We start from the raw sequence: 22,002 nt of genomic DNA, 5'->3' as shown, positions 1-22,002 counted from the left end.
CGCTCGATGACCGACACCCGACCGGACCAGCAGACGCCTGATCCCGACTTGCCGGCGGGCGACGGAGCCGGCCCGGATCTGGCTTCATACGCGGATCTTGATTTGGATCGGGCGCGGCGCCGGGGCTATCCCGAGGCTGTCTACTGCGCGGGCAAGACGCCGGAGCAGGTGGCGGGGATCGCGGCGGCGATGCGGGAGCGGGCCGAGGTGGTGACGCTGTTCACGCGGGCTGGGAAGGAACACGCGGCGGCGGTGCTCGGGGTGCTGCCGGACGCGTTTCACGATGTGGAGGCGGGGCTGCTGGCTTGGCCGCCGGTGCCGCCTGAGCCGACCGGCGGGCGGGTGGTCGTGGTGGCGGCCGGCACGTCCGACCTGGCGGTGGCCCGCGAGGCGGCGCTGACCGCGCGGTATCTGGGCCGGGCTACCGAACTGGTCGTGGACGTGGGTGTGGCGGGGCTGCACCGGGTGCTGGCGCATGTCGAGATGTTGCGGCAGGCTCGGGCGGTCGTGGTGGTGGCGGGGATGGACGGCGCGCTGCCCGGGGTGGTGGCGGGGCTGATCTCGGCGCCGGTGGTCGCGGTGCCGACTTCGGTGGGGTATGGCGCGGCTTTCGAAGGGCTGGCCGCGCTGCTCACGATGCTCAACGCCTGCGCGCCGGGGGTCGCCGTGGTCAACATCGACAACGGCTACGGAGCGGGGCATCTCGCCGCCCAGATCGCGGCGCCGCCGAGCCACAGCACCGCAGAGCCGGGCGACAACAATCCGCAGCAAAACCCCGGCAACACAGCGCCGGGCAACAACCGTCCGCAGCCGAACCCCAGCGACACAACGCCGGACAACCATCCGCAGCCGAACCCCAGCGACACAACGCCGGACAACCATCCGCAGCCGAACCCCAGCGACACAACGCCGGGGGGCAACCATCCTCGAGCAATCCACAGCGACACAACGCCGGGGGGCAACCATCCTCGAGCAATCCACAGCGACACAACGCCGGGGGGCAACCATCCTCGAGCAATCCACAGCGACACAACGCCGGGGGGCAACCATCCTCGAGCGAGCCACAGCGACACAGCGCCGGGCGACGCGTGACGGGGCGGCACGTTTGGATCGATGCATCGGCGGGGGTAGCCGGGGACATGCTTCTGGGGGCGCTACTGGACGCGGGGGCCTCGTTGGCGGTGGTGCAGTCGGCGGTGGATGCCGTGTCCGGTGGGGCTGTGCGGGTGAGTACGCGGGAAGTCAGGCGGGGTGGGCTGCGGGCGCTCAAGGCCGAGGTGGAGGCGCTTACCGACGATCCGCCGCATCGGACGTGGCGGGACGTGCGGGAGATGCTCGGCCGGGCCGGTGACGCCGGAGCCACGGCGACCGGCGTGTTCCGGCGGCTGGCCGAGGCTGAGGGGCGGGTGCATGGCATCGCGGCCGACGACGTGCACTTCCACGAGGTCGGGGCGCTCGATGCGATCGCCGACGTGGTGGGGTGCTGTGCGGCGCTGGCCGACCTGAGCGTCTCCGGCGTGTCGGCCGGGCCGGTGGCGCTCGGGTCGGGCAGCGTGCGGGCCCGGCACGGGCGGCTGCCGGTTCCTGCGCCTGCGGTGGCCGAGCTGGCCAAGGGGTGGCGGGTGTCCGGCGGTGGTGACGGTGAGCTGGCCACGCCGACCGGGCTGGCGCTGCTGCGCACCTTCGCCCACGCCTGCGAGGCGTTGCCGCCGATGCTGCTCGACACCGTCGGCATCGGCGCGGGCACCCGGAATCCGGCGGGGCACGCCAATGTCGTACGGGTCCTGATCGGCACCGCCGAGGGCGGCGGCGGCTCACCCTCCGTGGGCGGTAGCGGCTCACCCGCCGAGGGCGGTAGCGGCTCACCCGCCGAGGGCGGTAGCGGCTCACCCGCCGAGGGCGGCAGCGGCTCACCCGCCGAAGGCGGCAGCTCACCCGCCGAGGGCGGCAGCTCACCCGCCGAGGGCGGCAGCTCACCCGCCGAGGGCGGCAGCTCACCCGCCGAGGGCGGCAGCTCACCCGCCGAGGGCGGCAGCTCACCCGCCGAGGGTGGCAGCTCACCCGCCGAGGGCGGCAGCTCACCCGCCGAGGGCGGCAGCTCACCCGCCGAGGGCGGCGGCTCTCCCGCCGCGGGCGGCAACGGCTCACCCGCCGAAGGCGGCAGCTCCCGGGCCGAGGGCGGCGGCTTTCCCGCCGTACCCCGGAAACGCTCCGAGTCGGCGGTGCTGCTCGAAGCGAACGTGGACGACCTGGATCCGCGCCTGTGGCCGGGGATCCTGGCCGGGTTGTTGCGCCGGGGCGCGTCCGACGCCTGGCTGGTGCCGATCATGATGAAGAAGGGCCGGCCGGCGCACACGCTCAGTGTGCTCTGCCCGCCCACGCTGGCCGCCGCGCTGCGCGACCAGGTCTTCCGCGACACCAGCACGCTCGGCGTCCGGCACACCGAGCTCGGGAAAGTGGCCCTGGAGCGCGCGTTCGCCGACATCACCGTGGGCGACACCCGCATCGCGGTCAAGGTCGGGCACCGGGACGGCGTCGTGGTGCAGGTGATGCCGGAGTTCGAGGACGTTGCCGCGCTGGCCCGCCGCCAGGACAGGCCGGAACGGCTCGTGCTCCAGGATGCCCTGACCGCGGCGACCGGGGCCGGCTTGATCGTGGGGGCCGCGCTACCGGCCGACCTCCGCCCCGCGTAGCAGTCCTTCCGTCTCGGTGACCAGGTCGGCGTCGTCGGCCAGGTCGGGCGCCAGCAGGGCGAGGACGTCCCGGACCGAGCCCGACCTCTCCGCGTACGGGGTGGCGCCCGCATCCGCGACCGGGGCTCCGGCGCCGCGCAGGTGGTCGATCCAGGCGGCCAGGATGCGGGCCGCCCCGACCGGCATGCGGCCGGCCGCGCGCTCGCCGCGCAGGACGGGTACGACGCGGATCGGCAGCTTCTGCGAGCCGTCGGCGGCGATCTGGGCCAGCGTGTGGCGGATCCGCGGGTTGGCGAAGCGGTCGAGCAGCGCCGCGCGGTAGTCGGTCAGCTCGCCGGCGGGCAGCGGCACGTGCCGGCAGGCCTCGTCCCACCACTGGTCGAGCCATCCGCGGCAGGCCGGGTCGGCCACGGCCTCGGCCACCGTCTCGTGGCCGAGCGCGCTCCCGGCGTACGCGAGGAGGGAATGCCCGCCGTTGAGCAGCAGCAGTTTGCGCGTCTCGTGCGGGACGACGTCGTCGACGAAGCGGGCACCGCCCCGCTCCCACTCCGGCCGGCCGACCGGGAAGTCACCGCTCAGGATCCACTCGGTGAAGGGCTCGGTGATCACGGGCGCGGCGTCGGGCCAGCCGCCGGCTTCGCTCACCTCGCGTACGTCGGACGGGGTTGTCCGGGGGGTGATGCGGTCGACCATCGTGGTCACGAAGGAGACGTTCGCGGTGATCCACTCGTCGAGCGCGGGGTCGAGGCGGGCGGCCAGCTCGTGCACCACGCGCGCGGTGACCTCGCCGTTGCCGGGCAGGTTGTCGCAGGAGACGACGGCGATCGGGCCGGAACCGGCCAGCCGCCGCGCGGACAACCCGGCGACGAGACGGTCGGCCACCACCCCCTCGGGCGCGTAGGCGGCCTCGGTCATCGTGATCGTCACGACCGCGACCGACGGGCTGGCGACCAGCGAACGCCACGTCGGGGCGTCGCTGCCCGGATAAGCGGCCACCACCGACGTCAGCACCTGCCGGTCGTCGTCCGACGGACCGCGGACGACCAGGGTGTACCGGCCCTCCTGCCGGGTCAGGGTCTCGGCCAGGGCGGCCGAGCGCCCGGTGAAGGCGGCGATGCCCCATTCCTGGTCGAAGCCGGTGTACCAGGCCTGATGGGCGCGGAAGAAGCCACCCAGGCCCAGGTGGACGACGCGGATCGGCCTCACAGCTTGAACACCTCTCGCGGCTGGGTGGCCACCAGGGCGGTCAGCGTGTCCAGGGCCTCGTCCTCGTCGAGGCGATGCTCGGCGACCAGGCTGGCCAGGAAACCGGCGTCGAGGCGGCGGGACATGTCGTGGCGGGCCGGGATCGAGCAGAACGCGCGGGTGTCGTCGATGAAGCCGGACATCCGGCTGAACCCGGCGATCTCGGTGACCGCGTGCTGGTAGTGCCGGATCTCGCTCGGGTTGTCGAGGAACCACCACGGCGCCCCGGCGTAGACGGCGGGATAGAAGCCGGCCAGCGGCGCGATCTCGCGGCTGTAGACGTCGGGGTCGACGGTGAACAGCACCAGGTGCAGGTTGGGGTGGGTGCCGAACCGTTCGAGCAGGGGCCGCAGCGCGGCGGTCAGCTCCAGTCCGACCGGGATGTCGTGACCGGTGTCGGCGCCGAACGCGGCCAGGGTGGCCGGGTGATGGTTGCGCCAGATGCCCGGGTGCAGCGTCATCACGAGACCGTCGTCGCACGACATGCGGGCCATCTCGAAGGTCATGTGCCGGCGGAAGGCGGTGGCCTCGCGCGGCGTGACCGTCCCGGCGAGCGCGGAACGGTAGAGGCGCTCGGCCTCGGCGGGTTCCAGAGGTTCCGTACCGGCGTCGAAGTGGCCGTGGTCGGCCGACACCGCGCCGAGCGAGATGAAGTAGCGCCGCCGCTCCTCCAGCGCCGCGAGATAACCGGCGTAGTCGCCCACGTCGCCGCCCAGCTCCTTGACGATGCCGGCCCAGCCGGGGCGGCCCACCTCGAGGTAGCGATCGGGGCGGAACGTCGGTGCGATCCGGGTGGCGATGGTCTCGTCGTCGCGCAGCGCGCGGTGCGCGGCCAGGTCGTCGCCCGGGTCGTCGGTCGTGGCCAGGAAGGCGATGTCGAACCGGGACAGCAACGCGCGCGGCCGGAAGCCGTCCTGGCCGAGCTTGTCGTGGATCGCGTCGTAGAGCTGGTCGGCGTTGTGCGCCGACGGCCGCTCGGTGACGCCGAAGACCTCCGACAGCGAGGACTCGAACCAATACCGTACGGGGGTCCCGCGCAGCAGCGACCAGTTCGCACAGAACAGCCGCCACGCCTCCCGCGCCCGCGTCTCGGGAAGCGGCCCCTCCCCCACGCCCAGGTCGCTCAGCGGGATCCCGCCGGCGTGCAGCAGCCGCGTCACGTAGTGGTCGGGCTGGATGAACAGCGAGGTCGGGTCGACGAACGGGGTGTCGTCCAGGATGAGGCGCGGATCCACGTGCCCGTGCGGACTGATGATCGGCAGCTCGCGGACCTCCTGGTAGAGGCGGCGGGCGATCGATCGTAGGCCTGGTTCGGCGGGCAACAGCCGATCGGGGTGCAACGTGAGGGCAGCCATGCGCCCGAGCCTCATCGGCGAAGCCAGGTGATCGCAATCGGTTGCCACATGTTGCCTCAGTGACCGGGCAACAACTGGCAACTCATTGCGCGGAGGTTAACTCGCGTCTCACAGTGACCCCCATCACTCCCTCCGGCTAGCAGCTCAGAGGAGATCTCCCGATGAATTCACGAAAGCTTACGGCGCTGGCCGGTGTGACGGCATTGGCGCTGGCCGCGGCCGCGTGTGGCGGCGGCGACGAGGGTGGCGAAGGCGGCGACGGCAAGACGCTCAACGTCCTGATCGCGGCCAATACGCAGTACCCCGACGAGTTCGCGGCCTGGCAGAAGGACATCAGCACCAAGTTCAGGACGGCGACCGGCGCCGAGGTGAAGTTCGAGACCTTCGCCAGCGCCAACGACGAGCTCACCAAAATCCAGACCTCGGTGGTGTCAGGCTCCGGCCCGGACGTCTACGCGGTCGGCACCACGTTCACCCCGACGGCCTACTCCACCGGCGCCTTCGTCAAGCTGGGCGACGCGGAATGGAACAAGATCGGCGGCAAGGACAAGTTCAACCCGGCCACACTGGGCATTTCCGGCCCGGACGAGCAGAACCAGGTCGGCATCCCGTGGGTCAGCCGGCCGTTCGTCATGGCCTACAACACCGACATGCTCAAGGCGGCCGGCATCGACAAGCCGGCGACCACCTGGGACGAGCTGGGTCAGCAGGCCAAGCAGATGACCAAGGGCGACGAGTACGGGCTGGCGATCGCCTACAAGGACAACTTCGACCCGTGGAAGTTCGTCTGGGGCATGTCCGTGCAGGCCGGCAACCCGCTGGTCGACGGCAAGACGGCCAAGCTGCAGGACCCCACGGTGCAGAAGGCGTACGACACGTACTTCGGCTGGCTGACCCGGGACAAGGTGGTCGACCCGGCCGCCGTCGGCTGGACCAACCCGCAGGCGGTGGCCGCGTTCGCCAAGGGCAAGACCGGCTACTTCATGCTGACCACGCCGACCGCGATCAACTCGCTGGAGCAGGGCGCGGTCAAGGGCAAGTGGAAGTTCGCGCTGCTGCCGACCGTGCCGCCCGGCGCCACCAGCCGCCCGGCGAACGGCGTCGAGGCCGCGAGCATCCTCTCCGGCGACAACCTGCTGGTCGCCGACTACTCCAAGAACAAGGACCTGGCTTTCGAGTACGTCAAGCTGGTCACCGACCAGGAGACGCAGCTCGACTACTACAAGAAGTTCGGCAACCTGCCGGCCAACGCGGCGGCGCTGCAGACCCTGGCGTCGGACGAGCAGCTGGCCCCGGTGACCGAGGCCGCCAAGAAGTCGGTGGCGACACCGTTCACCGGCGCCTGGGGTGACATCCAGCTCGCGCTGACCAATGTGGCCGTGCAGTCGTTGCCCGACCTGGGCAAGGGCTCGATCAGCACGCAGCAGATCGACTCCCGGATCGCCGACGCGCAGAAGTCCGCCCAGACCGCGCTGGATCGGGCCAAGTAGATGACGACCCTCGTCCGGCCGCCGGAGAAGGCGGCCAGCAAGAAGGAACAGCGCCGCCGGGGTGTGACCGAGCGACAGCGCCCGCTGTGGCTGCTCACCCCGGGCGGGGTGCTGATGATCCTGGTCGTCCTGATCCCGCTCGCGGTCGCGCTGTGGATCTCGCTGATCGACCTGGACCAGTACTCGCTGCGCCGGTGGGTCGAGGCGCCGTTCATCGGGCTCGACAACTTCGTCGAGTCGTTCAGCTCGGGCCTGTTGAACTCGATCTGGATCAGCGTGTCGTTCGCCGTGCTGTCGACGATCGCGACCATCCCCATCGGGATCGCGGCCGCGCTGGTCACCCAGAACAAGTACAAGGGCCGCGCGCTGGTCCGGGCGGTGTTCCTCATCCCGTACGTGTTGCCGTCGTTCGTGGTGGCCACGGTGTGGCGCACGATGCTGCAGCCGGACGGGGTCGTCAACGCGTGGCTGTCCAAGGTGGGCATCGAGGGCGGGCTGTGGCTGACCGGGCCCCGCTCGTACTGGGCGCTGATCCTGGTCGAGATCTGGGCGGCGTGGCCGTTCATCTATCTGATGGCGCTCGCGGCGCTGCAGTCGGTGGACAACGAGGTGCACGAGGCGTCGGCCGTCGACGGGGCTCCGTGGTGGCCCAAGCTGCGCCGGGTGATCCTGCCCTATCTGCGCGGGCCGGTGCTGCTGGCCTGCCTGCTGGCCACGCTGAACCACATCAACAACTTCACGCTGCCGTTCGTGCTGTTCGGGGCGCCCGCCCCCGAGGACGTGAACGTGATGCCGATGCTGGTCTACGTCACCAGCTTCCAGAGCCTGCGCTTCGGCCTGAGCGCGGCGATGGCCGTGCTGTCCCTGGTCCTGATCGCGATCCCGTTGTTCGTCTATCTGCGGGCCGTACGCCTGGACGTCCACGACGAAGGAGGCCGGCGATGAGCGCTCCCGCATCCGCCGAGGCGACCCGGCTGCTGCCCCGCTGGCTGCTGGTCACCGTGACCACGGTGCTGGTCGTGATGGTGCTCATCCCGGTGCTGTACATCGTGCTGGCGTCGCTCAACAGCGATGTCGGCGTGGCGTCGGGCGAGTACTGGCCGAGCTCGTTCAGCCTGGACAGCTACACCCGGATCTGGACCACGGCGGATCTGTCCACCGGCATCGTCAACAGCCTGATCGTCTGCGCGTTCACGGCGGTGGCGTCCGCGCTGCTGGGCACGACCACGGCGTACGTGCTGGTGCGGTACTCGTTCCTCGGGCGGTTGACGATCCTGCGCGGCCTGGTCGGGTTGCAGAGCATCCCGGGCACGCTGATGCTGCTGCCGGTGTTCGTGCTGTTCTCGTCGGCCGGCAACTACCTCGGGCTGACGGTGATCGGCACCCGGTGGGGGCTGTTCGTGGCGTACCTGACGTTCGCCCTGCCCTTCTCGACCTGGGTGATGGTCACCTACCTGCGCGGGTTGCCCCGCGAACTCGAGGAGGCGGCCCGGACCGAGGGCGCGAACACCGTCATCATCCTGTGGAAGATCATTTTCCCGCTGAGCCTGCCCGCGATCGTCGTCTCCGGCATCTTCGCGTTCCTGCTCGGCTGGAACGACGTGTTGTTCGCGTCGGTGCTCACCCGGCCGGAAACGCACACCGCGGCCGTGGCCCTGCAGATCTTCGGTTCGCAGCAGGAGGGCGGCGCGCTGCCGGTCTACTCGCAGATGATGGCGGCCGCCCTGATCTGCGCGGCCCCGGTCGTGCTGCTGTATCTGGCTTTCCAGCGCTACCTGGTCGGCGGGCTGACCGCGGGCGGCGTCAAGTGAGAGTCGCGCTGATCGGCCCCGGCACCGTCTCGGTCGTGCACCTCGCGGCGATCGAGAAGCTCGGGGCCGATCTGGTCGGCGTGTGCGACTCGTCGCGGGACCACCGCGCGTTCCTGGACGAGGTCCGGCCGGACGTTGTCCACGTGTGCACCCCGCACGACCGGCACGTGCGGATAGCGACCGACGCGCTCGAGCGAGGCGTGCACGTGCTGCTCGAGAAGCCGGTGGCCCACACGATCGAGCAGGCCGAGCTTCTCGTGGCCGCGGCCGAGGACCACCCGCAGGTCAAGATCGGCGTCTGCCTGCAGAACCGGTACAACCTGACCACGCGGGCCGCCCGCGATCTGCTCGCGAGCGGTGAGCTGGGGCGGGTGATCGGTGGGTCGGCGACCGTCCTGTGGCATCGCGACGCCGGCTACTACAAGGCGCGGCCGTGGCGGTCGGTGCGCGAACGCGCCGGCGGTGGCGTCCTCATCAACCAGGCCATCCACACGCTCGACCTGCTGCAGTGGCTGGCCGGCGAGGTCACGAGCATGAGCGGGCACGCAGGCCGGTACGGCGGGCTGCCCGGCGACGTCGAGGACACCGCGCACCTGGTGCTCGACCACGCGGGCGGCGCCCGCAGCGTCTTCTTCGCCACGGTCACCAACGCCACCGACGCGCCGGTGACCATCGAGATCGTCGCCGAGCGGGGCAGCCTGCTCATCCGCGGCGACCTGAGCGTCGCGTACGCCGACGGGCGGGTCGAGACGATCGCCGAGCTCGCCCCGGACGGCGGTGGGCGCTCCTACTGGGGCGCGTCGCACGAACTGCTGATCGCCGACTTCTACCGCTCGCTGCCCGATCCCGAACCGTTCTGGATCGGGCCCCGGGAAGCGCTCGGAGCGCAACGCCTGATCGACGAGATCTATCGAACCACCAGCTGAAGGGCACCGCCGATGTGGACTCTCTCCGGTTTCTCCGACGAGATCTCCCCCGACTTCACCGAGCAGTGCGAAGTCGTCACCGGCCTGGGCATGACGCACGTGGAGGTGCGCAGCGCCTGGGACGTCAACATCCTCGACCTGTCCCCCGACCAGCTCGGCACGGTCAAGAAGACCCTGACCGCGTACGGGTTGAAGGTGTCCTCGATCGGGTCGCCGATCGGGAAGATAGCCGTCACCGACGACTTCGCCCCGCACCTGGACCGCATGAAACACGCCGCCGAGGTCGCGCGCCTGCTCGACGCCCCGTACATCAGGATCTTCTCGTTCTTCATCCCGGCCGGTGACGACCCGGCCGCCCACCGGGCCGAGGTCATCGAGCGGATGCGCGCCCTCACCCGGGTCGCCGAGGAAGCCGACCTGATCCTGCTGCACGAGAACGAGAAGGAGATCTACGGCGACGTGCCGAGCCGGTGCCTCGACCTGATCCGCTCGGTGGGCTCGCCCTATCTGCGGCTGGCCTGGGATCCGGCCAACTTCGTGCAGGTCGGCGTGCGCCCGTACACCGACGGGTACGCGCAGCTGCGCCCCCATGTCGAATACATGCAGATCAAGGACGCCCGGCTGGCCGACGGCAGTGTCGTCCCGGCCGGCCAGGGTGACGGCGAGGTGGCCGAGACGATCCGGGCGCTGCGGCACGACGGCTTCGACGGGTTCTTCTCGCTGGAGCCGCACCTGGCCGGCGGGCACGCCACCGGCGGCTTCTCCGGGCCCGAGCTGTTCCGCACCGCCCACAGCGCCTTCACCGGCCTGCTCAAGACCGAGGAGATCGAGTACGCGTGAGCCAGCCCAACGAACAACAGTCGAGCGAAGCCGCGCAGGCTTCGCCCAGCAGCAGCCGGCCGAGATTCGCCATCGTCGGCGCCGGGGTGATCGGGCGCCAGCACGGGCTGGTGACCAGCCAGCTCACCGACCGGCTGGAGCTGGTCGCGGTGGCCGACGTCGTCCCCGAGCGGGCGGCCGAGCTCACAGCGGCCCGCGGCGGCCGCCCGTACCCGTCCCTGACCGGCGCCCTGGCCGCCGAGGACATCGACGTCGTCGTCGTGTGCACGCCGACCGGGCTGCACGGCACGGTCGCGATCGAGGCGCTCGAAGCCGGCAAACACGTGATCATCGAGAAGCCGGCCGAGGTCACGGTGGCCAAGACCGACGAGATCATCCGCGCCCGGGACAAGGCGGGCACCCTCGTCACGGTCATCTCGCAGCACCGCTTCGACCCGTCCACCGAGAAGACCCTCGCGGCCATCCGGGCCGGCGAGTTCGGGCGGGTCAGCTCGGGCATCGCCGCCATCGACTGGTGGCGCGGGCAGAGCTACTACGACTCCGGGGACTGGCGCGGCACCTGGGAGCTCGACGGCGGCGGTGCCCTCATGAACCAGGGCGTGCACACCGTCGACCTGCTCGTGGCGGCGCTCGGGCGGCCGGTGGAGGTGTTCGCCTACACGGGCACACTCGCTCACGAGCGCATCGAGGTGGAGGATGTGGCCACCGGCGTCGTACGGTTCGAGTCGGGCGCCCTGGGTGTTCTGCACGCGACCACCTCGGCGTACCCGGGCCTGAGCGCCCGCCTGCAGGTGCACGGCGACCGCGGGTCGGCGGTCATCGACAACGACCAGCTCGCGTTCTTCCACGCGACGCCGGTCGGCCAGGACATCGAGGAGCGGCTGATGGGCACGACCCAGGTGACCTCGGGCGGCGGTGACGACACCGCGAGCAGCAACCCGGGCCAGCTGTCCGACGCGCACCGGATGCAGTACCTGAACTTCCTGGACGCCTTGGCCGGCAACGCGCGGCTGCGGGTCGACCTGGAGACCAACCGGCAGTCGATCGCGGTCATCACCGGGGCGTACGAGTCGGCGCGGACCGGGAAGCCGGTGAGGCTCCGATGAGCCGGATCGCCGCCAACCCCATCCCGTACTGGGCCTCGGCCGGCAAGACGCGGGAGGTGTTCGACGAGGCGTTCGCCGACTTCCACGCGATCGGCTTCACGGCGGTCAAGGCGGACGTGCCCGACGACATGACCGCCGCCGACTACCGGGTGTGGATCGGCCGGTACGGGCTGGCGCCGTCGCTGAGCCTGTTCAACTCGCCGTTCGACGACACCGTCACCGCGGCCGGGGAGGTCGAGAAGGCCAAACGCTTCGCGGCCGCGCAGGTCGAGCTGGGCCTGGACCGCACAATGGTGTCGTCGATGGCGGTACCCGCGCGGCTGGAGCAACCGGCCGTCGGGGCGGACTTCGACGAGGGGCGCCTGGCGCGGGCGATCGAGATGTGCGGGGCGGTGTGCCGGGCGCTGGCCGCCGAGGGGCTGCGGCCGCTGCACCACTCGCACATCGGCGGGGTCTTCGAGACCGAGTACGAGATCAGCCGCCTGCTCGACGACCTCGGGGCCGACGTGATCGGGTTCGGGCCGGACACCGGTCATCTGCGCTGGGCCGGCATCGACCCGGCGGCGTTCATCCGGCGCTACGCCGACCGCCTCGGCGGCATCCACATCAAGGATGTGTTCCCCGACCACCTGAGCGATGCGGACGGAGACGCGCGCTCGTACCGGGAGAAGACCGCGTCGAAGCGGCTCTGGGCCGAGCCCGGGCTCGGGGTGGTCGACTTCGGTGCGGTGCTCGACGCCATCCCGGCTTCCTACGACGGCGACTTCATGATCGAGGTCGACGAGCCGTCGGTGGAGTCGAAGCTCGAGTCGCACCGGATGTCGTTCGAGTGGGCGCACAAGGTGCTGGCCGGGCGGGTGACGGAATAGGGGTGTCGGCGCACGACGGCGCCGGCCGTAGGGAAGGCTCTACCGCAGGATCGACGGGAAGGATCAGGGCATGACTTCGGCTGTGATCGGGCGGGCGGCTCGGGTGGGTGGCGCCGACCGGGTCCTCGGCGAGTCCGAGGTGCGGGAGTTCGTCGGCGCGCAGCTGGCCGGGCTCGAGGTGGACGGGCGCAGCGTCTGTGTGCTCGTGCCGGACGCGACGCGGACCTGTCCGTTGCCGCTGCTGGTGGGGGCGGTGCACGAGGCTCTGCACGGACGGGTCTCGCGGTTGACCGTGCTCATCGCGCTGGGCACGCACGGCGCGATGACGGCTGAGGCTCTGGCCGCGCACGTCGGCGTCTTCCCGGACACCGAGGTGATCAACCATGAGTGGTGGGAGCCGTCGACGTTCGCCGACCTGGGCACGATTCCCAGCTCGCGGATCGAGGAGCTGTCGAGCGGGCGGATGAGCGGCGACGTGCCGGTGCTGCTCAACCGGGCGGTCGTCGACCACGACGTGGCGATCGTGGTCGGGCCGGTGCTCCCGCACGAGGTGGTCGGCATGTCGGGCGGCAACAAATACTTCTTCCCGGGGGTCGCCGGCCAGCAGATCATCGACGTGTCGCACTGGCTGGGCGCGCTGATCACCTCGGCCGAGATCATCGGGACGACCGAGCTCACCCCGGTGCGCGCCCTGATCAACGACGGCGCGGCCCTGATCCCGGCCGAGACGTACGCGTTCTGTGTGGTCACCGCCGAGACGCCGGAGGACCCGGACGTGCCGGGACTGGCCGAGGGCGACCGCAGCAGCGCGCTGCACTCGATCTCGTTCGGCGACTGCGTCGCGTCGTGGTCGAGCGCCGCCGAGATCAGCGCGGCGACCCACGTGACGTACCTCGAGAACCCCGTCAAGCGGGTGCTGTCGCTCATCCCGCAGATGTACGACGAGATCTGGACCGGGGCGAAAGGCTTCTACAAGGTCGAGCCGGTGGTGGCCGACGGCGGCGAGGTCATCCTGTACGCCCCGCACATCACCGAGATCGCGACCAGCCACCCGCAGATCCACGAGATCGGCTACCACTGCCGTGACTACTTCGTGAAGCAGTGGGACCGCTTCAAGCACATCCACTGGGGCGTGCTGGCCCACTCCACCCACCTGCGCGGCGCCGGCACGTACGACGCGGACACCGGTGTCGAGAAGCTGCGGGTGCAGGTCACGCTGGCCACCGGCATCCCCGAGGAGGTGTGCCGCGCGGTGAACCTCGGCTATCGCGACCCGGCCACCATCGACATCGCCGCGTTCACGGCCGACCCCGCCACCATGGTGGTCCCGCGCGCCGGCGAGGTGTTGTTCCGGCTCAGCGAGGGCGGGCGCTGACCCGGCGGACCTGGGCGGTCGAGCCGCGCACGACGAGGCGTACGGGAAGGACGAGGGGCCGTCCGGTGGGCCGGGCGCCCTGGGCGACGGCGATGCAATTCTGGACGCCGGTGAAACCCATCCGGTAGAGCGGGGACGCGATGGTCGTGAGCTGCGGCTCGACCAGCTCGTCGAAGATGATGTTGTCGAAGCCGATGACGCTGACCTGCTCGGGGACGGCCATGCCGAGACGGCTCAACCCCTTGACGATGCCGATCGCGAGCTGGTCGTTGTAAGCCTGCACGGCCGTCGACTCGGTCTCGACCACCCGGAGCGCGGCGCTGATCCCGGCGAGCACGGTCGGCTCGTACGGTCCCAGCCGGCGCACCTCGAGGCCGAGCTCCGCCCCGGCGTGCCGCAGAGCCCGCCACCGGGTGCCGTCCGACCAGCTCGTCTCGGGACCGGCCACGTACGTGATCCGGTCGTGCCCGAGCGAGGCCAGGTGCTCGGCCGCCCGCCGGATGCCGCGCTCGGCGTCGTTGAGCACGCAGCTCGCCTCGGGGATGATCCGGTTGAGCAGGACGACCGGTTTCTGCTTGGCCACCATGCGCAGCGCCGAGTCGGTCATCCGCGAGCTGGCGATCACCACCCCGTCGACCTGAGCCAGTTCCTGCTCGATCGTCTGTCGCTCGACCTTGGGAGACTCGTTGGTGTGCGACAAGATCAGCTGGTATCCCGCTTCCCGCGCGGCCTCGTAGGCGCCCTTGATGATGTCGCCGTAGAACGGGTTCGTGACATCGGCGACGACCAGCGCGATCGCGTGCTGCACGGCGCCGGCCCGGGGCTGGAGCGCGGTCGCCGTACGGTATCCGATCTTCTCCGCCGCCTCGAAGATGCGCTTCGCGGTGTCCGCGTTGACCCGCCCCGGACGCGCATAGGCCCGCGACACGGTCGAGGCGGCGACCCCGGCCTCACGCGCCACGTCGTAAATCGTCGGGCGGCTCATGACGAGGATGTTAAATCGGTCATCGTGCGCACAACAGCCCTGGTTCTCCTGGCGGTGATCGCGCTGGTCCTCGCTCCGCCCGCCGTCGCCTCCGCGGCCGCCCCGGCCCGGGTGTGCACGATCCGCGACGAGCGGCTCGACGAGCTCTCCGGCCTGGTGGCCGCCGGCGCCGGCTACGTCGTCGTGAACGACGGGTCGGACTTCGCCGACCGGCGGCGGATCTTCTTCCTGGACGGTAGCTGCAAGGTCACCCGGACCGTGCGGTACCCGTCGAGGCCGCGCGACACCGAGGACCTGGGCCGGGCGGCCGACGGGACACTCTGGGTGGCCGACATCGGCGACAACGGCGGCAGCCGGACGACGGTCGCCCTGTGGAAGCTGGCGCCGGGCGCCAAGACCCCGATCCTCCACCGCCTGACCTATCCCGACGGTGCGCACGACGCGGAAGCCGTGCTGGTTCCGGCCGACGGCAACCCGATCATCGTCACCAAAAGCGGTGGCACAGCGGGGATCTACGTTGCGGCGGGGGCACTCCGGCGCGGCTCCACGACCACGCTGCGCAAGGCCGGTGACGTCACCGTGCCGTTGACCGGCACCAGCAATCCGTTCTCGTTCCTGGGACGGGCGGTCGTCACCGGCGGAGCCACCTCACCCGACGGACGGCACGTCGTGCTCCGCACCTACGCGGACGCTTTCGAGTACGACGTAACCGACGGCGACGTCGTCGGGGCACTCACCTCCGGGCAGCCCCGGGCGGTCGCCCTGCCGGACGAGCCGCAGGGCGAGTCGGTGACCTACAGCGCCGACGGGCGCTCACTCCTCACCGTCTCGGAGACCTCCGGCGATTCGGCGGGCGCCCGGCCGGTGATCCTCCGCTATCCCCTGCCCGACCGACCGGCCGCGGCGCCCACGTCGGCCGCACCCCCATCGGCTGCTCCCACGTCCGCCGCTCCTTTGGCGGCGCCGGCTTCGTCACCGGCAGCCGCGGAACTCCAGGCGGAGTCGCCGGGATTCAACTACATCGCCGTGGTCGCGGGCGCTGTCGCCGTGGCCGCAGTCGTCCTGGCCGCGCTTCTTGTGGTCCGTCGCAGTAGGCCATAGTCCACACCGTCCGATGAAGCGCTCTCGGCCCCGATGACCAGGACCTGCTCACACGCCGTAAAGCATCCTAGGAGGCTAGGTTCATGCCGGTACACGGCGCCGGGGTGATCCTGGAGCGACTGCGGCCCGGTCTAGAATCCGGTCACGCGCGATCTTGAGGGGCACGCATGCTGCACGTACGGGTCATCGCGCCGGACGGGGTCACCGAGCGGGCGCTGGACACGCTCGCCGGCGACGAGGCCATCACCCATGTCGTGGTCCTGCCCGGGGCGGCGCGCGAGCCGAAGGGCGACGTCATCGAGTTCGACGTCGTCCGGGAGGGCGCGGACCCCGTCCTCGACCGGCTCCGGCACCTCGGACTCGACAACGACGGGGCGATCATCGTCGAGCGGGTCGACGCGTCCATGTCGGCCGCCGCCCGGCGTGCTGAGCGGCGGGTGCCCGGCCTGGGCGTGGACGCGGTGGTGTGGCACGAGATCGAGCAGCAGACCGGCGAGGAGACCGCCCTGTCGGCGTCGTTCCTGGCCTTCATGATCGTCGCGACGATCATCGCGGCGATCGGCGTGCTGCTGGACCAGCCGATCCTGATCGTCGGGTCGATGGTGGTCGGGCCGGAGTTCGGGCCGCTGGCCGCCCTCTGCGTCGGCCTCGCGCAGGGCAAGCTGCGGCTGGTCCGGCGCTCGCTGCTGGCGCTGGGCGTGGGTTTCCCGGTCGGCATGATCGTCACGGTCGGCGTGGTCTGGTATCTGACCTCCATCGACCTGGTCAGCAAGTCGATGCTGCTCGAAGACCGGCCGCTGACCGAGTTCATCTGGCGGCCCGACGCCCTCTCGTGGATCATCGGCTTCCTGGGCGGGGTGGCCGGCATCCTGTCGCTGACCTCGGCCAAGGCGGGCACGCTGGTCGGGGTGCTGATCTCGGTGACCACGGTGCCGGCGGCGGCCAACGCGGCGGTCGCCCTCGCCTACGGTGTCCGCAACGAGGCGGCCGGCTCGGCCGTGCAGCTCCTGATCAACCTCGCCTCGATCGTGCTCGGCGGTCTGCTCACCCTGCTGGTGCAGCGAGCGGTGTGGAAGTGGGCACGGGCGACCCGCCGCTAGACCTGTCCCCCGGCGCACCGGCCGTCGGATCCACGACAGGCGATCCGAGATGGCCGCCGGCTCACAGCGATCTCACAGAGAAACCGCTTCGATGGGCGCACATCGTTTCGCTGTGCTCGTGGGGGGATCTGGTTGTGAGTCGTACTCGAAGGTGGGGCCTGGCCGCGCTGGCCGGAGTGATGCCGGCAACGCTGGCGATCGTGGGGATCCAGGTGGCCGACGCGGCCGCGACGCCGGACGGGGTGCGACTCGCCGCCACCGGGAAGACTGTGAAGGTCGAGCGGTATGTCAGCGAGGAGGGCGGCAACGTCTACTTCGATCTCGGCCTCAACGTCGTCGCCGGGCCCGAGGCACTGGAGATCCGGGCGAAGCGCAAGTCCTACGCCGACCCGATCGTCGCCGACCTGGTCGGTCCGCAGGGCAAGAAGCGGTTGCCGGCCGGCACGGTCACCGACATGTCGGGGCTCAAGCGCTTCCTGACCATCACGATCAAGAACTCCAAGGGCAAGGTGGTCAAGCTCTACACCACCGACTTCTGCCCCAACACGTACGACTCGGTGCGCACCCGGCCGGACGCGCCGGCCCAGACGCCGTACCCCATGGGCTGCAACGAGGAGAACCCGTTCACGCTCGGGTCGGTGTGGGGCATCCAGGCCGGCTGGTCGGCCACGACCAGCGACATGCCCGCCGGCGACAAGCGGTTCGACCTGCCGGTCGGCAAGTACAGCGTCACCGTCATGGTCAACCAGGCCTACCGGACGCTGTTCGCGATGCCCACCAAGGACGCCACCGTCGCGCTCACCATGAACGTCGTCAAGGCGACGGACGACGCGCGTTCGCTCGACACCAAGCATGACCACGGCCGGCAGGTCTCGGACTACCGGCCGGAGTACCGGGTCGCGGCGACCCGGCCGGCCGCCGGCAAGATCCCGGCCACCGGGCCGAAGCCCGACCTGCGCTCGCTGCCGGCCTGGGGCATCTCGATGCACCAGGAGGGCAAGCGGGCCTACGTCGACTTCGGGGCGACGGTCTGGAACTCGGGCACCTCGCCGCTGCTGGTCGACGGGTTCCGGCGCAGCGGGAAGGGCCTGATGGACGCGTACCAGTACTTCTTCGACGCCCAGGGCAACCAGGTCGGCGCGGTGCCGGCCGGCACCATGGAGTGGGACGCGCGGGCCGGTCACTTCCACTGGCACTTCACCGACTTCGCCCAGTACAACCTGCTCCGCTCGGACAAGAAGCTCGCCGTGCGCAGCGGCAAGGAGGCGTTCTGCCTCGCCAACACCGATCAGGTCGACTACACGATCCCGCTGGCCAAGTGGCGGCCGGAGAACACCGACCTCGAGACGTCGTGCGGCACCCAGTCGTCGGTCGGCGTGCGGGAAGTCCTGGACATCGGCAACGGCGACACCTACACCCAGGACCGCCCGGGCCAGTCGTTCGACGTCACCAGCCTGCCCAACGGCACCTACTACATCCAGGTGAAGGCCAACCCGGCCGGCAAACTGAGCGAGCTGAGCACCACCAACAACACGGCCGTGCGCAAGATCGTCCTCGGCGGAACCGCCAAGAAGCGGACCCTCAAGGTCCCGGCGGTCAACGGCATCAAGGGCTGACCCCCTCACGGCGGCTGCCGCCCGCATCCCGCGGGTGGCAGCCGCTCAGCCGGTGGCTCAGGGAGCCGCCGGCGCGTCGACCGGGATCAGGTCGGCGAGATCTTCGGGAAGACCGGGCGAGAAATAGACGTGGCCCATGCCGTCCACCACGTGCAGGCGCGCGTGCGGGATGGCCGCGGCCAGCGCCTCGGCGTGGGCCAGGGCGTAGATCGGATCCTCGTCGCCGTGGACGATCACGGTGGGGGCGGTGATCGCGGAGAGCGGGGCGAGCCGGTCCGGGCTCATCCGGCCGACGGCGCGGTCGTGGTGGGCGGCGGCGGACGGGTCGGTGGCCCGGGCCCAGCACCGCTGGAGCATCGCTCTGGCGGCCGGCTCGTCGAAGGGGCGGACGTCGCCGTTCATGACCCGGAACAGGGCCACGTCGGACTCCACGCCGGGTGAACTGCCGGCCGTGTCGCTCAGGTGCCGCAGGAACTGTGGGGCGGGTGGCGGCAGCTCGCCCGGATCGGCCGGCTCACCGGCCTGAGCCCGCTGCCAGACCGGGACCGGGTCGTAGCCCATCGGCGTGCTGGAGAGCAAAGTCAGCGAGCGCACGCGGGAAGGCTCGTGGACGGCCAGCCACTGGGCGATCACGCCGCCCATCGACCCCCCGACGACGTGCGCCGACGGCAGACCGTAGGCATCGAGGACGGCCACGACGTCGGCGGCCAGGTCGGCGATGCCGTACGGATGCTGGTCGTAGTCGACGATGCTCGAGCGCCCGGTGTCGCGGTGGTCGTAGCGGATGACCTGGACGCCGCGCTCGACGAGGCGGGTGACCAATGCGTCGGGGCAGGTGTAGCCCTGCGCCGCCGAACCCATGATCAGCAGGACGGCGGGGCGGTCGGGGTCACCGGTCCGTTCGGTCCACAGGCGCAGCGGGCCGGAAGTCACGAAGGTCTCGGTCATGCGGTGACCTTAGGCGTTCCCCCGCCACGCGCCGACGGCATTTCCCGCTCGGCCGCGGTGGACGCACCCAGCCCCGCAGGCGGCCGCCGAAGGGCGATGCCCCTGACGGGAAAGCATCGCCCAACGCACTCGTCGAGTATCTCGGCCAACCCGGCGGGAGGTCCGAGGCGTCCCAGGGTGCGTTCCGCCCCAGTTGCCGAACTAGCTCGGCGGGTTCTCGGGGGTCAGTCCCTGGACGCGGGCCACGCCTCGGGCCGCATTTCCCGGAGCCGGGGGCACCACGCCGCCCGCCGACGGGGGCGCCTCGCCAGCCGATCCCGAAAGGTGGGCGGCACCGCCAGCCTGCGGCCAACCACTCGTGCCCGGCGCGCGGCCGGAGGCGGGGGCTGGGCCGGTGTGGTAGCCCGGACTCACGCTGGTGCCATAGCCGGGACTCACGCTGGTGCCATAGCCGGGACTCACGCTGGTGCCATAGCCGGGACTCACGCTGGTGCCATAGCCGGGGCTGACGCTGGTGCCGTCGCCGGAGCTGACGCGGGTGCCGTAGCCGGGGCTGACGCTGGTGCCGTAGCCGGGGCTCACCGAGCTGCCGGCGGCCGGGACTGACGCCGTACCCGGGGAAACCGTGACCGGCGCGCTCAGCGCGACCGAAGCTCCCGCCCCGGCCAGGGCGGGCGTCGCCGCCGGCCAGAGCGACGCCCTGCGCTTGGCCGACACGTCCTCGACCCAGCCGAAGAGCAGCACCGCGACCAGCACCAGGGCCGCCTCGAGGACCAGCATCCAGACCACGTACTGGAAGGTCGCCCACGGCACCTGGTAGTGCTCGAGGACGAGCGCGCCCAGCGTGATCAGCGGGAAGTGCCACAGGTAGATCGTGATGGCGCGGGCGTTGATGACCCGGACCGACTCGGCGACCCACTTGAAGCCGGCCCGGTCGAGCATCGCCATCGTCGGGCGGAAACGCAGGACGATCAGGACGAAGGCCAGCGACCACAGCGTACGGGCGATGGGCTCCTCGTTGAGGTCGAAGCCCCAGTCCGTCGGATGCGTGAACAGCCAGTACAGGCCGATGCCGCCGATCACGGCGGTCATCGCGGCCCAGGCCGCCACCGGCAGCCGGTGCAGGCGGCCGTCGCGGTGGGCGAAACCGGCGATCCAGCAGGCCGCGTACGTGACGAAGTCCCACATGATGCCGTCGATCGGGTCGGGCAGGCGGAAACCGGTCAAGTGCAGCGCCGCGAGGACGGCGAGGGGCAGCGCCACTACGACCCAGCCGAGCTTCTTGTAGGCGAAGTACAGGATCGGCGAGACCAGGACGAAGATCAGGTACGCCCGGAGATACCAGAGCACCTCCCAGAACGGCTCGCCCCACGAGCTGCCCGGCGGGTCTTCCAGCGGGAAGAGCCAGAAGATCAGGTTGAGCTTGTGCAGCGGGTGGTCGGGGTCGCTGCTCGACCAGCCGTGCCAGAACATCAGCGGCAGCGCCACCGCGGCGAACGTCCACAGGGCGGGCAGCAGGCGCCGGATACGCGACCAGACGGCCTTGCGCGCGCCCGCCTTGGACAGTGACGCGGCCATCAGCGAGCCGGCGATCGCGAACATGACACCCATGGCGGGCAGCACGTAGGTCAGCCAGGCCCAGCCGAACGCGTGGTAGACCACGACCCGGACGATCGCGAGTGCACGCAGAGTATCGATGTAGCGGTTACGAGACGGCTTGGCCGCCGCCGGGGCGGTGGCCGTCGCCGGGCCGGCCGCAGCGGTTGTCGCAGTCATGGATGAGGCCTCCGCCACGGGTCGTGATCACACAGCCCTCGTACACGATCATGGCGGCGACCTGCCCGTAAACCACCGGACGCCGTGCGACAGCCGCCCGTCCGGTCAGCTTGTGGTAGACGACCGGTGGCCTGTTTCCAGAAGTCTCGATACACCTCGGCGTTCCGTCGGGACCGACCGGCCGGCCACCCCGTTCGATCACTTTCCGTGACGACCAACGCGGCGGCTAGTCATGTCCTCCATGGTCAACGCGCATTTCTCATCTCGTGCGCGGCTGCGGCCTAAAAAATGTCGTACCCCCGGTCTAGCTTCAACGATGAGTTACGAACGGTCCGTCGGTCTTACTGTTGAGGAGGAGATGACGATGACGACTTTTCTAACCGCTGCTCGCGCTGAGGCCCTGTTCACGAGCCCGATCGCCACCGGAAGCCGGCCCTCGTTCGACACGGTCGACGACGCGATCCGGATAGCCGTGCGTGACCACCACGGTGTCCGCGGCTGCGCCGTCGATGTGGCTGGTGAATACGGTGACCATCCCGAGCTGGCCGCCCCTCGCATGCGCTGGGCGCGCCGCCTGGTCGAGGAGCTGTATGCCGCCCGCCCGCGCCACCGTCGCGGGCGCTGGGCCCTGGTCGCCTAAGAGAGTGTTGTGATACCTCGGTGTGATCTTCGGTAACGATGTCAGCGAAGATCACGTGTGTGTCGTTGTGTCTGTAAACCCGCGTACGAGTCCTCACTGACCGACGGGCAGTGGGAGGTCTTGGAA

The 22,002-nt window shown here is 70.7% G+C and carries 19 protein-coding genes; 14 read left to right on the top strand and 5 right to left on the bottom strand.

Translation table 11 applies throughout. From position 1 onward, the window contains the following. Positions 1-6 precede the first annotated feature (6 nt). Positions 7-1,092, top strand: a complete 1,086-nt coding sequence (larB, locus tag NAG42_RS27555) for a nickel pincer cofactor biosynthesis protein LarB (protein ID WP_250034593.1) — start codon at positions 7-9, stop codon at positions 1,090-1,092. Beyond that, positions 1,089-2,693 carry a nickel pincer cofactor biosynthesis protein LarC gene (gene larC / locus NAG42_RS27550; protein WP_308201198.1) on the top strand — a complete coding sequence of 535 codons (1,605 nt, stop codon included), beginning with the start codon at positions 1,089-1,091 and terminating at the stop codon, positions 2,691-2,693. The genes larB and larC overlap by 4 nt, the downstream gene beginning before the upstream one ends. Here larC and NAG42_RS27545 read toward each other — a convergent pair. Beyond that, complete coding sequence (locus NAG42_RS27545; protein WP_250034590.1) at positions 2,667-3,899, bottom strand: mannitol dehydrogenase family protein; 1,233 nt, start codon at positions 3,897-3,899, stop codon at positions 2,667-2,669. The two genes, larC and NAG42_RS27545, sit on opposite strands and share 27 nt — an antisense overlap. Continuing rightward, entirely contained in the window at positions 3,896-5,293 is a 1,398-nt protein-coding gene (gene uxaC / locus NAG42_RS27540; RefSeq protein WP_250034588.1) for a glucuronate isomerase, read from the bottom strand. Before uxaC ends, NAG42_RS27545 begins: the two co-directional genes overlap by 4 nt. A gap of 161 nt (positions 5,294-5,454) precedes the next feature. Between uxaC and NAG42_RS27535 the strand changes: the two genes are divergently transcribed. From NAG42_RS27535 to NAG42_RS27500, 8 genes are all read left to right on the top strand, one after another. Beyond that, positions 5,455-6,783 carry an extracellular solute-binding protein gene (locus NAG42_RS27535; protein WP_250034586.1) on the top strand — a complete coding sequence of 443 codons (1,329 nt, stop codon included), beginning with the start codon at positions 5,455-5,457 and terminating at the stop codon, positions 6,781-6,783. Beyond that, positions 6,784-7,728: a carbohydrate ABC transporter permease gene (locus NAG42_RS27530; protein ID WP_250034584.1), complete on the top strand. Its 945-nt coding sequence runs from the start codon at positions 6,784-6,786 to the stop codon at positions 7,726-7,728. Then, on the top strand, positions 7,725-8,594 hold the full coding sequence (locus NAG42_RS27525; RefSeq protein WP_250034583.1) for a carbohydrate ABC transporter permease: 870 nt from the start codon (positions 7,725-7,727) through the stop codon (positions 8,592-8,594). The genes NAG42_RS27530 and NAG42_RS27525 overlap by 4 nt, the downstream gene beginning before the upstream one ends. Then, a complete protein-coding gene (locus tag NAG42_RS27520) occupies positions 8,591-9,520 on the top strand; it encodes a Gfo/Idh/MocA family protein (protein ID WP_250034582.1) in 930 nt (309 codons plus the stop codon). Before NAG42_RS27525 ends, NAG42_RS27520 begins: the two co-directional genes overlap by 4 nt. 12 nt (positions 9,521-9,532) lie before the next feature. Continuing rightward, positions 9,533-10,360 (top strand): sugar phosphate isomerase/epimerase family protein, encoded by an 828-nt coding sequence (locus tag NAG42_RS27515; protein WP_250034580.1) that lies wholly within the window; start codon positions 9,533-9,535, stop codon positions 10,358-10,360. Beyond that, positions 10,357-11,466: a Gfo/Idh/MocA family protein gene (locus NAG42_RS27510; RefSeq protein ID WP_250034578.1), complete on the top strand. Its 1,110-nt coding sequence runs from the start codon at positions 10,357-10,359 to the stop codon at positions 11,464-11,466. Before NAG42_RS27515 ends, NAG42_RS27510 begins: the two co-directional genes overlap by 4 nt. After that, positions 11,463-12,335, top strand: coding sequence for a sugar phosphate isomerase/epimerase family protein (locus tag NAG42_RS27505; protein ID WP_250034576.1), 873 nt, complete (start codon positions 11,463-11,465; stop codon positions 12,333-12,335). The genes NAG42_RS27510 and NAG42_RS27505 overlap by 4 nt, the downstream gene beginning before the upstream one ends. Positions 12,336-12,405: 70 nt before the next feature. Beyond that, a complete protein-coding gene (locus tag NAG42_RS27500; protein ID WP_250034574.1) occupies positions 12,406-13,710 on the top strand; it encodes a lactate racemase domain-containing protein in 1,305 nt (434 codons plus the stop codon). Here NAG42_RS27500 and NAG42_RS27495 read toward each other — a convergent pair. Beyond that, on the bottom strand, positions 13,691-14,695 hold the full coding sequence (locus NAG42_RS27495; protein ID WP_250034573.1) for a LacI family DNA-binding transcriptional regulator: 1,005 nt from the start codon (positions 14,693-14,695) through the stop codon (positions 13,691-13,693). The genes NAG42_RS27500 and NAG42_RS27495 overlap by 20 nt on opposite strands. A 24-nt stretch (positions 14,696-14,719) precedes the next feature. Here NAG42_RS27495 and NAG42_RS27490 point away from each other — a divergent pair, with 24 nt between their 5' ends. From NAG42_RS27490 to NAG42_RS27480, 3 genes are all read left to right on the top strand, one after another. Next, on the top strand, positions 14,720-15,796 hold the full coding sequence (locus tag NAG42_RS27490; RefSeq protein ID WP_250034571.1) for a hypothetical protein: 1,077 nt from the start codon (positions 14,720-14,722) through the stop codon (positions 15,794-15,796). A 167-nt stretch (positions 15,797-15,963) separates the two neighbouring features. After that, positions 15,964-16,896, top strand: coding sequence for a DUF389 domain-containing protein (locus NAG42_RS27485; RefSeq protein ID WP_250034569.1), 933 nt, complete (start codon positions 15,964-15,966; stop codon positions 16,894-16,896). Between the two features lie 134 nt (positions 16,897-17,030). Further along, the gene (locus tag NAG42_RS27480) at positions 17,031-18,512 is read left to right on the top strand and encodes a lysyl oxidase family protein (protein WP_250034567.1); all 1,482 of its coding nucleotides are present in this window, start codon (positions 17,031-17,033) and stop codon (positions 18,510-18,512) included. Between the two features lie 57 nt (positions 18,513-18,569). On the opposite strand, the gene NAG42_RS27475 is transcribed toward NAG42_RS27480, so the two are convergent. Then, a complete protein-coding gene (locus NAG42_RS27475) occupies positions 18,570-19,460 on the bottom strand; it encodes an alpha/beta fold hydrolase (RefSeq protein ID WP_250034565.1) in 891 nt (296 codons plus the stop codon). A gap of 201 nt (positions 19,461-19,661) precedes the next feature. Next, the gene (locus NAG42_RS27470; protein ID WP_250034563.1) at positions 19,662-21,236 is read right to left on the bottom strand and encodes an acyltransferase family protein; all 1,575 of its coding nucleotides are present in this window, start codon (positions 21,234-21,236) and stop codon (positions 19,662-19,664) included. Between the two features lie 364 nt (positions 21,237-21,600). Between NAG42_RS27470 and NAG42_RS27465 the strand changes: the two genes are divergently transcribed. Beyond that, positions 21,601-21,876 (top strand): hypothetical protein, encoded by a 276-nt coding sequence (locus NAG42_RS27465; protein WP_250034561.1) that lies wholly within the window; start codon positions 21,601-21,603, stop codon positions 21,874-21,876. Positions 21,877-22,002 lie beyond the last annotated feature (126 nt).

This window comes from Paractinoplanes maris (assembly GCF_023544465.1).
Lineage (GTDB): Bacteria > Actinomycetota > Actinomycetes > Mycobacteriales > Micromonosporaceae > Actinoplanes > Actinoplanes maris.
This window is presented reverse-complemented; position numbering and strand designations above follow the sequence as displayed.